Annotated in this window: 12 protein-coding genes; 8 read left to right on the top strand and 4 right to left on the bottom strand. The window is 58.8% G+C overall.

The annotated features are described in order from the left end of the window. The first annotated feature begins 58 nt into the window (after positions 1 to 58). The gene (sbcB, locus tag GPM19_RS04125) at positions 59 to 1,552 is read left to right on the top strand and encodes an exodeoxyribonuclease I (RefSeq protein WP_160417589.1); all 1,494 of its coding nucleotides are present in this window, start codon (positions 59 to 61) and stop codon (positions 1,550 to 1,552) included. A 26-nt stretch (positions 1,553 to 1,578) separates the two neighbouring features. Here the strand turns inward: sbcB and GPM19_RS04120 are convergent, their stop codons facing one another. Together GPM19_RS04120 and GPM19_RS04115 are read right to left on the bottom strand one after the other, a co-directional pair. Continuing rightward, positions 1,579 to 4,449 (bottom strand): insulinase family protein, encoded by a 2,871-nt coding sequence (locus GPM19_RS04120; RefSeq protein WP_160417588.1) that lies wholly within the window; start codon positions 4,447 to 4,449, stop codon positions 1,579 to 1,581. Continuing rightward, positions 4,449 to 5,135, bottom strand: coding sequence for an SOS response-associated peptidase (locus tag GPM19_RS04115; protein WP_160417587.1), 687 nt, complete (start codon positions 5,133 to 5,135; stop codon positions 4,449 to 4,451). Before GPM19_RS04115 ends, GPM19_RS04120 begins: the two co-directional genes overlap by 1 nt. 195 nt (positions 5,136 to 5,330) lie before the next feature. Here GPM19_RS04115 and GPM19_RS04110 point away from each other — a divergent pair, with 195 nt between their 5' ends. After that, positions 5,331 to 5,945: a TetR/AcrR family transcriptional regulator gene (locus tag GPM19_RS04110; RefSeq protein ID WP_160417586.1), complete on the top strand. Its 615-nt coding sequence runs from the start codon at positions 5,331 to 5,333 to the stop codon at positions 5,943 to 5,945. Between the two features lie 29 nt (positions 5,946 to 5,974). After that, entirely contained in the window at positions 5,975 to 6,688 is a 714-nt protein-coding gene (locus GPM19_RS04105) for a 1-acyl-sn-glycerol-3-phosphate acyltransferase (protein WP_160417664.1), read from the top strand. On the opposite strand, the gene GPM19_RS04100 is transcribed toward GPM19_RS04105, so the two are convergent. Both GPM19_RS04100 and GPM19_RS04095 read right to left on the bottom strand, forming a co-directional pair. Beyond that, positions 6,678 to 7,958, bottom strand: a complete 1,281-nt coding sequence (locus GPM19_RS04100; protein WP_160417585.1) for an HlyC/CorC family transporter — start codon at positions 7,956 to 7,958, stop codon at positions 6,678 to 6,680. The genes GPM19_RS04105 and GPM19_RS04100 overlap by 11 nt on opposite strands. Positions 7,959 to 8,054: 96 nt before the next feature. After that, positions 8,055 to 8,855, bottom strand: a complete 801-nt coding sequence (locus tag GPM19_RS04095; protein WP_160417584.1) for a cytochrome C assembly family protein — start codon at positions 8,853 to 8,855, stop codon at positions 8,055 to 8,057. Between the two features lie 233 nt (positions 8,856 to 9,088). On the opposite strand from GPM19_RS04095, the gene ffh reads away from it, so the two are divergent. The 5 genes from ffh to rplS all read left to right on the top strand — a co-directional run bounded on the left by ffh (position 9,089) and on the right by rplS (position 12,959). Continuing rightward, the gene (gene ffh / locus GPM19_RS04090; protein ID WP_160417583.1) at positions 9,089 to 10,522 is read left to right on the top strand and encodes a signal recognition particle protein; all 1,434 of its coding nucleotides are present in this window, start codon (positions 9,089 to 9,091) and stop codon (positions 10,520 to 10,522) included. Between the two features lie 238 nt (positions 10,523 to 10,760). Next, positions 10,761 to 11,009 (top strand): 30S ribosomal protein S16, encoded by a 249-nt coding sequence (rpsP, locus tag GPM19_RS04085; RefSeq protein ID WP_114487608.1) that lies wholly within the window; start codon positions 10,761 to 10,763, stop codon positions 11,007 to 11,009. 60 nt (positions 11,010 to 11,069) lie between these two features. Further along, positions 11,070 to 11,615, top strand: a complete 546-nt coding sequence (rimM, locus tag GPM19_RS04080) for a ribosome maturation factor RimM (RefSeq protein ID WP_160417582.1) — start codon at positions 11,070 to 11,072, stop codon at positions 11,613 to 11,615. Positions 11,616 to 11,665: 50 nt separating this feature from the next. After that, a complete protein-coding gene (trmD, locus tag GPM19_RS04075) occupies positions 11,666 to 12,427 on the top strand; it encodes a tRNA (guanosine(37)-N1)-methyltransferase TrmD (protein ID WP_160417663.1) in 762 nt (253 codons plus the stop codon). Between the two features lie 175 nt (positions 12,428 to 12,602). Beyond that, positions 12,603 to 12,959: a 50S ribosomal protein L19 gene (gene rplS / locus GPM19_RS04070; RefSeq protein ID WP_160417581.1), complete on the top strand. Its 357-nt coding sequence runs from the start codon at positions 12,603 to 12,605 to the stop codon at positions 12,957 to 12,959. Positions 12,960 to 13,053: the final 94 nt, after the last annotated feature.

Below are 13,053 nucleotides of genomic sequence, written 5' to 3'. Positions count from 1 at the left end.
CGAACGCAAGGGGTGTGCTAGGCTTGGGGTTTTATTTGCCTAGCGGAGTGCTTAGTTCATGGCGCCGACCAATGCCGCCCCGGTCAGTTACCTGTGGCACGATTATGAAACCTTCGGGGCTGATCCTCGCCGCGACCGCCCGGCTCAGTTTGCGGCCATCCGCACGGATGCCGACTTCAATGAAATAGGCGAGCCTCTCGAGCTTTACTGCAAGCCTGCCGATGATGACCTGCCGCATCCAGTCGCTTGCCTGATCACCGGGATTACACCCCAGAAGGCCCGTCGCCACGGCCTGCCGGAAACCGAGTTCGCCGGGCGCATTCTGGAGTGCATGAGCGAACCCGGCACCTGCGTGGTGGGGTACAACAGTTTGCGGTTCGACGATGAAGTCAGCCGTCAGCTGTTTTACCGTAATTTCATCGATCCTTATGCGCGTGAATGGCAAAACGGCAACTCGCGCTGGGATCTGATCGATGTGGTAAGAGCCTTTTATGCCTTGCGTCCTGAGGGAATCCAATGGCCGCTGCGCGAAGATGGGGCTCCCAGTTTCAAGCTTGAACATCTTACCCAGGCCAATGGCATCGCCCATGAAGGCGCTCACGACGCCTTGGCGGATGTGCGCGCCACGATTGCCTTGGCGCGTTTGCTCAAGGCAAGCAATCCCAAGCTGTTCGACTATCTTCTGGGGTTACGTGGCAAGCGTGCCGTGGCGCGGCAAGTGGACTTGCCCGGCGGCAAGCCGCTGCTGCACATCTCGCGTCGCTATCCGGCTGCGCGAGCTTGTGGTGCCCTGGTGCTGCCTTTGGCGGAACATCCTACCAATGCTAACGGGATTATTGTTTACGATTTGAGCGTCGACCCCGCCGATCTCATGGCGTTGAGCGCCGAGCAAATCCGCGAGCGAGTATTCGTCAGCCAGCAAGACCTGGCGGAAGGCGACACGCGCATTCCGCTCAAGGTGATTCATCTCAACAAATGTCCGGTCGTGTTCCCCGCGGGGGCCTTGAAGGATGTGTCCGGCTCGCAGCAGGGCGAGTATGGCGACATCGTGAAGCGCCTGGGGCTGGATATGGCGATGTGCCGTGCGCACTGGAAAACCTTGCGCGAGGCGAGCGGCGTGGCGGCGAAGGTCATCGAAGTGTTCAACGCCCCTTACGCAGAGGAAATTCACGACCCGGACCTGATGCTCTATTCGGGTGGGTTTTTCTCGCCAGCGGACCGTCGGGAAATGCAGGCGGTGCGCGCAACGCCGCCCTGGGGCCTGGTGGGTAAGCGCTTTGCGTTCCAGGATTCACGGCTGGAGGAAATGCTGTTTCGCTATCGCGCCCGAAACTATCCGGAAACCCTGGAAGGTGAAGAGCTCACCCAGTGGGAAACCTTTCGCTGGACGCGCATGAATGACAGCGCCCTGGCCGGGTTTACCTTGAAGGACTTCGCCCGTGAAATAGCGCGTTACAATCAGCAGCCGCTCAGTCAATACGAGCGACAGATTCTGGAAGAGCTGGTGATGTACGTCGAATCGATCATGCCGGCCCAAGCCTTCGATGCGTGAAGGCTTGGGCCGGTGGGTCATTGCGTTTAATCGTCAGCGCTTGGCAGGGGTGGGCGAGACTCGCGGAATTCCTGCAGCTCACTGGGAGTGACACCTGGGTCGAAGCGGATATCCAGCGACTGTTCGAGCAGTGAAGGCCACAACGTCTGCAGCGTATCCACGCTCACCTCCAGGGCCCGAGCGGCATGTTGTTCGCGTCGCTCGAAATTGATCTCATCAAGAGCCGTGGCTTGCCAGTAGCGATTGGCCAAGCTGCCGAGGCTGGTAGCGCGTTGCTGCAATTGGTCATGCACCGCTTGGCGATACGGTGCCAGATCGGCCTCGTCAAGAGCTACGAGGCGTGTCCCAGTGTTTTTCAGAAAGGTATCTATATGCTCGGCGATTCCGGCGCTATCCACGTCCGAGGACTGCACCATCAAGGCAATTCCCGGGGCGTCGAGTAGGGGGGAGTAGCCGGCATTGACTACATAGCCCAGTTGTTGTTCAGTGCGTAGACGCTGATAGAAGGGTGTGTCCAGCCATTGGCCGAGCACGCTCAACGCTGCCTGCTCCTGAAGCGAGCGTTCATTGCCCTGCAGGTAACGCAGCACCAGAGACTCATTGCGCTCACTGTGGGGGTGCAATAGCGGGGCGTCATCGCCTACCGCAAGCGGGGTCAAGGATGGGATGTCGCGTCGCGTCAGACGCGGCAACAACATGGCCCTTAGCTGTTTGGCTTGCGCCTGGGCCTGCTCGGGCGTCAGGTTGCCCACCGCCATTGCATCGACATAGAGCCCATCGACAAAGCGCTGACGAAAATCTTCCAGGTTGTGCAGGGTCAAGACATCGCTGGCTTCCAGCAGCGCTTCGGTAGACCATTGGGGACGAATCAATGCCTCGCTCAGGGTGTCGCTCGCCTGACGGTAGAGGGCGTCCTGGGGGGCGTTCTGCCATTGCTGCTGGTAGCGGTAGCGCACACGCTTGAAGGTGGCGGGATCGATATGGCCTTCCTTGAGTTGGGTGATCACCTCTTCCATCAAGGGCGCCTGTCCATCGCGCCAGCCGGAAAAAGCCAGCGTCATGCCGCGAGCATGCGCATAGGCATTCATCGAGTGGCCGGCTATCCGTGCCGGATAAAGCCGCTCGTTAAGGCTATCGTTGAGCCAGCCGGCGAGTAGCCGGGCGAGCACCGCTTCTTCCGCGGAGTGGCTGACGCTGGGGTGTTGCAGGCTAAGGCGCCATTCGACCTTGGGCGTGTTGAAACTATCGTTTTGCAAGTGCCAGAAGGCGAAGGAAGGCGTGTCGATCAAGGCCGTCGGCTTGTCACCCTGCCCTTCGATAATTTCCAGGTTTTCAGCGATAAAGGGGTTGGGCTCGGGCAGGGCCAGGCCGGTCAAGGCCTCTCTAGTGGCGATGCTCTCGACCTCGTCCCAAGGAGCCTGGAACCAGGGGGAAATGCTATCGCCTTCCACGTCAGGGCCGCTATAGAGACGAATCAGCGTCTCCGGGCGTAAGGCATCTGCGTAGGCTTTAGTGCGTTCAGGGGTAAAGCCCTCCATGCGGTAGGGGGCGTACTGCACATCCTTCAGCGGATAACGCGACAGATTCATCGCCAGATGGGTGGCTTCCTGTTGAGGCGCACCGCGTTGCTGAAAACGAAACGCCTGTTCGGCAAGCCGGGCCTGTTCTTGATAACGCCAAGCCTCAAGGCCGTTTCCACGAATCAGTTCAATGGCAGCAAATAGCGTGGCTTGAATGACATCGAGCTGCTCGGCGCCTTCCGGAGTCAAACTGATCGACACGGAAAACAGCGCATCCTGGCCGTCACTGCGTCCGACGCCCGCAGAAAGGCCGTCGGCCAGGCCGGCTTCACGCAGCACGTCCAAGAGGCTGCCTTCGCCTTCATGGCCTAACAGGTGGGCCACGAGATCCGCTGGCTTGTGCTGGTAGTCGTTGATCGGGTCGGGGATCGGGAAGGAAAAGCGTGCTTCGTGGTCGTCACGCAGTGACTGCATTTCGGCATAACTAGGCAGTGTTCCTTCCGTGGCCAACGGCTCTTCAATCACCGGCGCCTCGAGCCCACGATCCGAGATATCGGCAAAGCGCTCGACCACCCAGCTTTCCAGGGTGTCGAGCGGTTGTGGCGCCACCACGGCCAAGTGCATGACATTAGGGCCGTAATGGTTGTGATAAAACTCGATCACCCTTTCGCGTAGGTCAGGTTCGCCCGGTGGCGGGCTTGCCAACGTCTCGCGGCTGCCTACGGCAAAGCGGGTAGTGGGGTGTTCGGGGTTCAGCAACTGGTTGAGGACATCGTTTTCTCGGCGTCCTTCATCACGAATGCGCGCCATGTACTCGGAATGCACGATGTTGCGTTCGCTTTCCAGCCGTTCGGCATTGAACAGCGGCGAAATAAAGAAAGCGCTGAAGCGATCCAGGGCGCCGGGCAATGCCGAAGGCTCTATATCAAAGAAGTAATTAGTGTCCTGCGAGGCGGTAAAAGCATTGTGTGAACCGGCATTTCGGGAAATATAGCTCTGATAAGCGTCGGCTTGAGGGTAAGGCTCCGTGCCCAGAAACAGCATGTGCTCCAGAAAATGAGCCAGACCCTGCAAGTCTTCGGGATCCTGGGCGCTACCCACCCTGACATTCATCGAAGCGGCCGCCTTGTCGGCATCGGGGTCGCTGACCAGCAAGGCGGTGAGGCCGTTTTCCAGCGCCAGAACTCGATAGTCTCGGCTGTCGTAAGGGCTGACGATCGGCTTGATTACGTCGGCCAGGGCGTCCTCGTCGGACAAGGCCCAAGCCGAATCAGCGAACCAGGCAGTGCCGGAAAGCAGTGTGCCGGTCAATAGCGTGCCGGCCAGGGTCGCAAAATGACGCCGGGGCCGGCCGGATAAGCGGGCAAGATGAGACATTAAAGCTCCTGAGACGAAGCCCAGCGCAGCATCGAACCAACCGGATAGGCGCAGTCCGATGACTGATAGGCAGGGTTGTTTACCCTAGTTGATACCGGAAATGCGCCTAACAGTTCCAAAGGCGCGGGAGTCAGCAAGGCGTTGACCTCTTCAACCGGGGTCGCAGGGTCGAGCCAAGAGGGCGCCTGATCCGGGTGGATGATCGCGGGCAAGCGATCACTCAGCCGGGAAAGCCAGGCATTGGCCGGTACCGTAATCAGGGCGGTGGAGTCGTTGAATTGCGTCAAGCTGGTATGATAGCGACACCAGATTCCAGCCAGCAGCAGCGGGGCACGACCGACCTCGGTGACCAGAAACGGCTGCTTGGCGCGAGGACGTGATTTCCATATATAGACGCCGGTGACGGGTATCAGACAACGCCGTGCGTGAAAGGCTTCGCGGAACATGCTGCGGCTTTCCAGCGACTCCGCACGTGCACAATGCGGTGCATGATCGAGCACGTTCAGCCAGGGCGGTGTCAAACCCCAGAAGAGCGTGGTCAGGCAAGTGGTGCTGCCTTCACGACGAATGGCCGAAATAGGCTGGCGCGGCGCCAGGTTAGGCGATTCAATCAACGCCTGGCTGAGTTCCAGCATGGGAAGTAGTCGGGTGGGGTTGAGCCCGTGAACATGTAGGCGTCCGGTCATGCGAGTCTCCTGACGCAACACAGTAAAATAACGATGACCGATGGCTTGGCCGGAACCAGGGGTGCAATAAACCGTGAAATGTATGTTTCTAGTATCGAAAACACTGTTCGATGTAAGGTATCCTATATCAGTACTTTGTTGCGCTAAAGCGTAGTGAAGCGTTTCCTTGTCGCAGTCGTTCAAATAGAGAAAACCATGGCTCGTCCCAGACAGCATGCGCCCGATGCCTTACATGCGCAGGTCATGCAGGCTTGTGATGCCTGGCTTGCCTTGCGGCCAGTTCACAACCTGTCGCTGCGTGCGCTGGCCCGAGAAGTGGGCTGTGCGCCCAGTACGCTACTCAAGTTATATGGCAGCTTCAACAACTTGTTGCAGCACGTCAACGTGGAAACGCTGGCGCGCCTGCAACAAACCATCGCCAGTCTGGATGACGACGCCCCGGAGCCCTGGTTGCGCGCCTTGGCGCATACCTATTGGCATTTTGCCGAAGCGGATCGTTACCGCTGGCAGCTGCTGTTTGATCATCCCCTGGCTGAAGAAGGCGAGTTGGATCAACGTCAGGGTGACTTGATCGGCGCTTTGTTCATGCAAGTGGAAGCCGCCTTGAAGCGCTACCAACCGGCGCTCGACGACCTCGAAGCCAGTCGGCTGAGTCGTACTCTCTGGGGCAGTGTGCATGGGTTGGTGCAGCTGGGACTGAATGAGCGCTTGGGGTATTGGCAGGGTCAGCGGCTCGAAGTGGATGAATTGCTCGATCAGTTGATGAGTACGGTGCTGGCGGGCCTGAATCACCGGGACCCCCCTAAATGACAGCCTGGTGGCTAGCCGGTTCGCTGGGAATGGCGGCGTTATTGAGTGCATTGAAGCCCAGCCGTTATTGGCTGCTGCGCGGCCTTCGCCAGCTCCTGCGGCCTTTGATCCTGCTGATCATGCGGCTTTGCTATCGTTTGCGGGTTCACGGCCTCGAGCATGTGCCTCGAGAAGGCGCGGCATTGATCGTGTGCAATCATGTCAGCTTCATGGATGCCCTCATATTGGGCGGCGCCTGTCCTCGGTCGTTGCGCTTCGTGATGGAGCGAAGCATCTTCGAGTCCCCTTGGCTGAACTGGTGGTTTCGTCTGGTAGGCGCCATTCCCATCGAATCCGAGCGGCGCCATCCGGGATCGCTGCGCGAAGCCCTGGAAGCGATCAGCCGAGCGTTACGTAACGGCGAAGTGGTGATGGTGTTTCCCGAAGGAAAATTGACCACGGATGGCGAAGTGCATACCTTTCGGCGCGGCCTGGACGCTATTCTAGCGCGTGACCCCGTGGCGGTGATTCCGGCCGGCATCACCGGGCTATGGGGATCCTGGACCTCTCATCATGAAGGGCCCGCGCTGAAAAAGTGGCCGCGCCGCTGGCGCGCCCGCGTCAGCCTGCGCTTTGGCTCGCCGGTAACGCCCCAGGCGTTGGTAAGCCAAGGGCGGGCGCGTCAGAATGCGTTGCGGCATTATCTGGAGGCGCGAGTGCGGGTACTGACCGCCGTGGCGGATGACGAACAGATCAGTTCCTAGCGCGTGCCAGGCGGCCTTGTTGCCAGCAGCGTGCCGAGGTAATCAAGTTGTCGCGAATCTCCAGGATTTCCATCCGCGTGTTACCTACCTGCAAGCAGGCGGGACCCTCGGGGAAGGCTTCCAGATGTTCGAGAATCAGACCATTCAAGGTCTTGGGGCCGTCGGTGGGTAGCTGCCAGCCTAGTGCCTTGTTGATTTCCCGGATGTTGGCGGTGCCTTCGATGACGTGGCTGCCATCCTCCTGCTGATGAATTTCCTGGTCTTCCGAGACGTCGGTAGTGAACTCGCCCACGATCTCTTCGAGTATATCTTCCAGCGTGACCAAGCCGTCGACATCCCCGTACTCATCGACAACGATACCGATACGGCGTTTCTGTTTCTGGAAATTGAGCAACTGTGTATGCAGGGGCGTCGATTCAGGGATGAAATAAGGGTCACGCGCTTCCTGAACGATGGCCGCCTTGGTCACTTCGTCACGGGAAAGAAAGCGAGCCGCATTGCGAAGGTGCAGCATTCCGATGATGTTGTTGATGTCACCTTTATACACCGGTACCCGCGTGTGCTGGCTGGTGCGTACCTGGGTCAGAATGTCTTCGAGTGAATCATCAAGGTCAATCCCGACGACTTCATGGCGGGGCACCATGATGTCGTTCACCGTGACGTTTTCCAGATCCAGAATCGACAGCAGCATGGTCTGGTGACGGTAGGGGATCAGGGTGCCCGCTTCATGCACGATCGTACGCAATTCATCCCGGCTCAGATTGTCCCCGCCGCCTTCCACGCTCTTGACCCCGGCCAGCTTGAGCAAGCTATTGGAAATCACGTTGACCAGCCATACCAAGGGGTAAAGCAGCTTGAGCAGAGGTTCGAGCACCACGGAGGTGGGGTAGGCCACCCGTTCGGGGCGAATCGCGGCATAGGTCTTGGGGGTGACTTCGGCAAAAATCAGAATGGTGATGGTCAATAACGATGTCGCCACCACCGGCCCGGTAACTTCGCCAAAGTAATGAATGGCAATGATCGTGGCAATCGAAGCGGCCAGGTTATTGACGAAGTTGTTGCCGATCAGAATCACGCCAATCAAGCGGTCGGGTCGTGCCAGGAGCCGAACGACGCGCTTTGCTCGGCTGTCACCGCTATTGGCTTGATGGCTCAAGCGGTAACGGTTGATGGACATCATGCCGGTTTCAGAGCTTGAGAAAAAAGCGGAAAGTAAAACAAGCAAAGCTAGCAGGCCGAACAATAACCCCAAGGGGAAGTCGTCGCTCAAGTCGAAAGGTCCTCTGTAACGTGTCAGGCTTGATTTGTAGGGAGCGAGGGGCAATGTGTCAAGCTGGCGAAACGTCGCCTTGCCCCTGGCCAAGTGTCAGTTTTGGTTGAGCAGAATTTCCAGAACGAACTTGCTGCCGAAATAAGCCAGCAGCAGTAGGCCGCATCCCCATAGGGTCCAGCGCACCGCGCGCATGCCTCGCCAGCCGAAACGGTAGCGACCTACCAGCAAGGTAGTGAAAATCAACCAAGCTGCCAACGAGAGCACGGTCTTGTGCGCCAAGTGTTGCGCAAAGATGTTATCCAGAAACACCAAGCCGCTGATAATCGATAAGGTAAGGAGAATGACGCCCGCCCACACCAGTTCGAACAACAGGCGCTCCATGGTGGTCAAAGGAGGCAGTGATTGGACGATGCCGCGGATATGATGATGACGCAGCGCCTGATTCTGAAGCCCCACCAGCACGGCCTGTGCTGCCGCGATGGCGAGCATGGCAAATGCCAGGGCGGAGCTGGCCGCATGGAGAAAGATACCCGGGGTCAGTCCAGTTTCGCGCCCCTGGCTGGGCAGCCAGGTAGCCATGACGAGCGCCAGTCCGGCCAGGGGAAACAGCGCGATGGCGGCATTGAGTACCGGCTTGAACAGGCTGGCGACCAGAAGCAGATTGACCACTACCGCCATCAATACAGTGGCGCTGGTGGTCAGGCCCGGCAACAAGCCGGGCGATTGAGAGACCAGTTCGACCACGACCGGAATGTGCATCAACAGCCCGAGCGCCCCGAGCAGGCGCACTATGCCGGGACGTGGGGGGACGCGACGTAAAAGCGTCATGCCTTGCCAGATGGCGGCGGCAACGTAAAGTACAAAGGCTAGAGTGGCGAAAGGGAGCGCCTGCATTGTGCTATCCGTGCGCCTTGCCAGCGCGTTGCAAATGAATCGGTTGTCTGGATCAAGCTCTATTTATCAGAGACTATGTATCAAGGCGGTTACTATAACCAATCCTGATGGCGCCGCACAGTCATAGCCCAATGACATCTTCGCAGACCATGGAGACTCGGCGCCACAGGGCGTATAATCGCGCCCAAATTATTTCAGGTCGTGATGTGCAAAGCGACGGAGGCAAGCGCCCCATGTTTGAGAGTCTCAGTGAGCGTCTATCCCAGACGCTGAAATCGATCAAAGGTCAGGCTCGCCTGACCGATGACAACATCAAGGATACCCTGCGCGAGGTGCGTAAGGCGCTTCTCGAGGCGGATGTCGCCCTGCCGGTGGTCAAAGCCTTTATCGAGCGGGTGCGCGAGCGCGCGGTCGGGCAGGAAGTGTCGAAAAGCCTGTCGCCGGGCCAGCAGTTCGTCAAGATCGTCCAGCAGGAACTTGAAGCGATCATGGGGGAAGCCAACGAAGGGCTTACCCTGAAAGGCTCTCCCGCGGTGGTATTGATGGCCGGCCTGCAAGGGGCGGGTAAAACCACCTCGGTTGCCAAGCTGGCGCGCTATCTGCGCGAGCGAGAAAAGAAAAAAGTGCTGGTGGTGTCGGCGGATGTCTATCGCCCGGCGGCGATTGATCAGCTGGAAACCCTGGCCAAGGAAGTCGAGGTGGATTTCTTCCCCTCGCGCTCTGATCAAAAGCCGGTCGACATCGCCGAAGCGGCGATCAAGCACGCCAAGATTCAGTTTCATGATGTGCTCTTGATCGATACCGCCGGTCGTCTGGCGATCGATGAAGCGATGATGGCCGAGATCCAGGCGCTGCACAAAGCCGTCTCACCGCAGGAAACGCTGTTCGTGGTCGATGCCATGACCGGTCAGGATGCCGCCAATACCGCCAAGGCCTTCAATGAAGCCTTGCCGTTGACCGGGGTCATCCTGACCAAGGCCGATGGTGATGCGCGCGGCGGTGCGGCGCTTTCAGTGCGCCATATCACTGGCAAGCCGATCAAGTTCATGGGGGTGGGGGAGAAGGTCGACGCCCTGGAGCCATTCCACCCCGACCGGGTCGCATCGCGCATTCTCGGCATGGGCGACATGCTTTCCCTGATCGAGGAAGCTGAGCGTACCGTCGACAAGAGCAAGGCCGAACAGCTGGCCAAAAAGGTCAAGAAAGGCGAAGGCTTCGATCTTGAAGATTTCCGCGATCAGCTCCAGCAGCTCAAAAAAATGGGCGGCATGGGCGGTCTGCTGGGCAAGCTGCCTGGCATGGGACAGATGGCAGAAATGGCTCAGGGCCCCGGCCCGGAAAAGGAATTGGGCAAGCTTGAAGCCTTGATCAACTCCATGACGCCCAAGGAACGCCATAAGCCGGACATCATCAATGGCTCGCGCAAGCGGCGTATCGCCGCCGGAGCGGGCTTGCAGGTGCCGGACCTCAATCGTCTGCTCAAGCAGCACAAGCAGATGCAAAAGATGATGAAAAAAGCCGGCAAGAAAGGCGGTATGCAGAAAATGATGCGCGGCATGTCCGGCATGATGGGTGGCGGTGGCCCGGGCGGTGGCCCGGGCGGTGGCCCGGGCAGTCCCGGTGGTATGGGGGGCATGGGCGGCCCCGGTGGTATGCCCCGCCGGTAAGCGTTCGGCTTGACGGCTCTGGGGTTTTCTGGCCGTCAGGCTTTCCAAGCCCTGCGCATTTGCGTAGAATGCGGCCTCTTCATGCGTGGGCCATGCGCGAGTGCCGTGAAAATCGGCCCGGCCGGCCCACATGAAGCAAGCATTACCCATGAAGCACACCTTCAACATGAAGTGTCATTTCAACTATTTGAAGGGCTACTTCACGTTCCCGTAACCTCAACCGAAGGATAGTTATCGTATGGTTACCATTCGTTTGGCACGTGGTGGCGCCAAGAAGCGTCCCTTCTATCATTTGACCGTTACTGACTCACGCAACGCCCGCGACGGTCGTTTCATCGAGCGTGTCGGTTTCTTCAACCCGGTTGCCCGTGGTCAGGAAGAGCGTCTGCGCGTCGATCTGGATCGTGTGACTCACTGGCAGAGCCAGGGTGCACAGGTTTCCGGGCGCGTTGCTGAATTGCTCAAGGAAGCTCGCAAGCAGGCCTGAGCCTGACATGCGAACTCTTGCGCAATAGTTGCATATCATGGGAGCACAGTGAGGTCGTCGATGAATCGTAGTATTACCAACCGTTCTGGCGACGAGCATGTGGTGCTGGGCAAGCTGACCAGCCCCTATGGGGTGAAAGGCTGGCTCAAGGTGTATTCCTACACCAACCCCATGGATAGCATTCTGGACTACCCGGAGTGGTGGATACGCCAAGGGCAGAGCCTTTCACGTTACACCGTCCTTCAGGGGCGTCGTCAAGGCAAGGGGCTGGTGGTCGAGCTCAAGGGTGTGGATGAGCGCGGTGCGGCGGAAGCGCTTGCCGATGCCGACATTCTCATGAGCAAGCAGGAACTTCCCGAGCTTTCCGATGACGAGTTTTACTGGCATGAGCTTGAAGGGTTGACTGTCTTCACTCAGGCCGGCGAGCGGTTGGGACAAATTATCTATTTGTTCGAAACCGGCGCCAACGATGTCATGGTGGTACGCGGTGACGACGACGCGATCGACAAGCGTGAGCGTTTGCTGCCGTTTTTGCCTGAAAAGGTCATCCTGGAGGTGGACCTGGAAAATCGCCGCATGGTGGTGGACTGGGACAGCGAATTCTAGGAAGGGGCAGGCAACGCAATGAATGAGACGGCCAGGTGGGTACCTCCGACATGTGGATAGGTGTGGTGTCGCTGTTCCCGGAAATGTTCGAGGCGATCAGTCGCCACGGCGTAACCGGTCGGGCAGTGGAAAGGCAACACATCACGCTGGAATTCTGGAATCCGCGTGACTACGCCACAGATCGACATCGCAGCGTGGATGACCGTCCTTACGGCGGTGGCCCTGGCATGTTGATGAAGGTGGATACGCTACGTGCCGCCATTCATGCCGCTCGTGAACGGGCCGAGCAGGCCACCGGTCAGGCGGCCAAGGTGATCTATCTATCGCCCCAGGGGCGAAAGCTGGATCAACAAGGGGTCAAGATGCTGGCTGAGGCAGGACCATTGGTCGTGGTCGCCGGACGCTATGAAGGCATCGACGAACGCCTGGTCGAAAGTGACATCGATGAAGAATGGTCAATCGGTGACTATGTGCTCAGCGGCGGTGAGTTGCCGGCGATGGTACTGATTGACGCAGCGGCAAGGCTGGTGCCCGGCGTTCTTGGTCATCAGGATTCCGCTGTCGAGGATTCATTCAACAACGGTTTGTTGGATTGCCCGCACTACACGCGCCCGGAAGCAATTGATGGGCGACAGGTGCCGACGGTACTGCTGAGTGGCAACCATGCGGCGATCAAGCGCTGGCGCTTGAAGCAGTCCCTGGGGCGCACTTGGCAGCGGCGTCCGGATCTGCTCGAGAAGCAGACCCTCGACGCCGAACAGCGAACACTGTTGAAAGAGTTTATCGACGAACACGCCCTGTCCAGCAGGTAGGTCAGGGCGGAGGTGCAGGGCGATGCCCGGGGCTAACCCGAGGGCGGCATCTGCGTCACCCATGACGACTCCCGCCTAGCTCGTTTCGAGCGCCGGGATCACGGCTCCCGCCAGCCATGCCAGATACAGCCGGCACAACGAGCGGTGAGCCAAGACATTATTCAGGAGTAATAACATGAGCAGTAAGAACAAGGTGATCCAGGCAATCGAAAATGAGCAGATGTCCAAGCAACTGCCTCCCTTCGCCCCCGGCGATACCATCATCGTTCAGGTCAAGGTAAAGGAAGGCACCCGCGAGCGTCTGCAGGCGTTTGAAGGTGTGGTGATCGGCAAGCGTAACCGTGGTCTGAACTCCGCTTTCACCGTGCGCAAGATCTCTCACGGTGTAGGCGTCGAGCGTACCTTCCAGACTTACAGCCCGCTGGTTGACTCCCTCGAAGTCAAGCGTCGTGGTGATGTGCGTCAGGCCAAGCTTTACTACCTGCGTGAGCGCAGTGGCCGTTCTGCCCGTATCAAGGAAAAGCTGGCTTAATCAGCGAATTTCCGCGGGCGTTGCGGCGCCCGGGCATACAGGACCCCGTCACCGCTTTGCGGGGCGGGGTTTTGTCCGTTGATGAGATGAGAGA

This window comes from Vreelandella zhuhanensis, from assembly GCF_009793355.1.
In the GTDB taxonomy this organism is placed as follows: Bacteria; Pseudomonadota; Gammaproteobacteria; order Pseudomonadales; family Halomonadaceae; genus Vreelandella; species Vreelandella zhuhanensis.
Note: the sequence above shows the minus strand (reverse complement) of the source record. Positions and strands in the feature narration are given on the sequence as shown.

Excerpts from the sequence above, each read along its gene's own strand:
- sbcB (WP_160417589.1), top strand. The coding sequence starts at position 59 with ATGGCGCCGACCAATGCCGCCCCGGTCAGTTACCTGTGGCACGATTAT.
- GPM19_RS04120 (WP_160417588.1), bottom strand. The coding sequence starts at position 4,449 with ATGTCTCATCTTGCCCGCTTATCCGGCCGGCCCCGGCGTCATTTTGCG.
- GPM19_RS04115 (WP_160417587.1), bottom strand. The coding sequence starts at position 5,135 with ATGACCGGACGCCTACATGTTCACGGGCTCAACCCCACCCGACTACTT.
- GPM19_RS04110 (WP_160417586.1), top strand. The coding sequence starts at position 5,331 with ATGGCTCGTCCCAGACAGCATGCGCCCGATGCCTTACATGCGCAGGTC.
- GPM19_RS04105 (WP_160417664.1), top strand. The coding sequence starts at position 5,975 with ATGGCGGCGTTATTGAGTGCATTGAAGCCCAGCCGTTATTGGCTGCTG.
- GPM19_RS04095 (WP_160417584.1), bottom strand. The coding sequence starts at position 8,855 with ATGCAGGCGCTCCCTTTCGCCACTCTAGCCTTTGTACTTTACGTTGCC.
- ffh (WP_160417583.1), top strand. The coding sequence starts at position 9,089 with ATGTTTGAGAGTCTCAGTGAGCGTCTATCCCAGACGCTGAAATCGATC.
- rpsP (WP_114487608.1), top strand. The coding sequence starts at position 10,761 with ATGGTTACCATTCGTTTGGCACGTGGTGGCGCCAAGAAGCGTCCCTTC.
- rimM (WP_160417582.1), top strand. The coding sequence starts at position 11,070 with ATGAATCGTAGTATTACCAACCGTTCTGGCGACGAGCATGTGGTGCTG.
- trmD (WP_160417663.1), top strand. The coding sequence starts at position 11,666 with ATGTGGATAGGTGTGGTGTCGCTGTTCCCGGAAATGTTCGAGGCGATC.
- rplS (WP_160417581.1), top strand. The coding sequence starts at position 12,603 with ATGAGCAGTAAGAACAAGGTGATCCAGGCAATCGAAAATGAGCAGATG.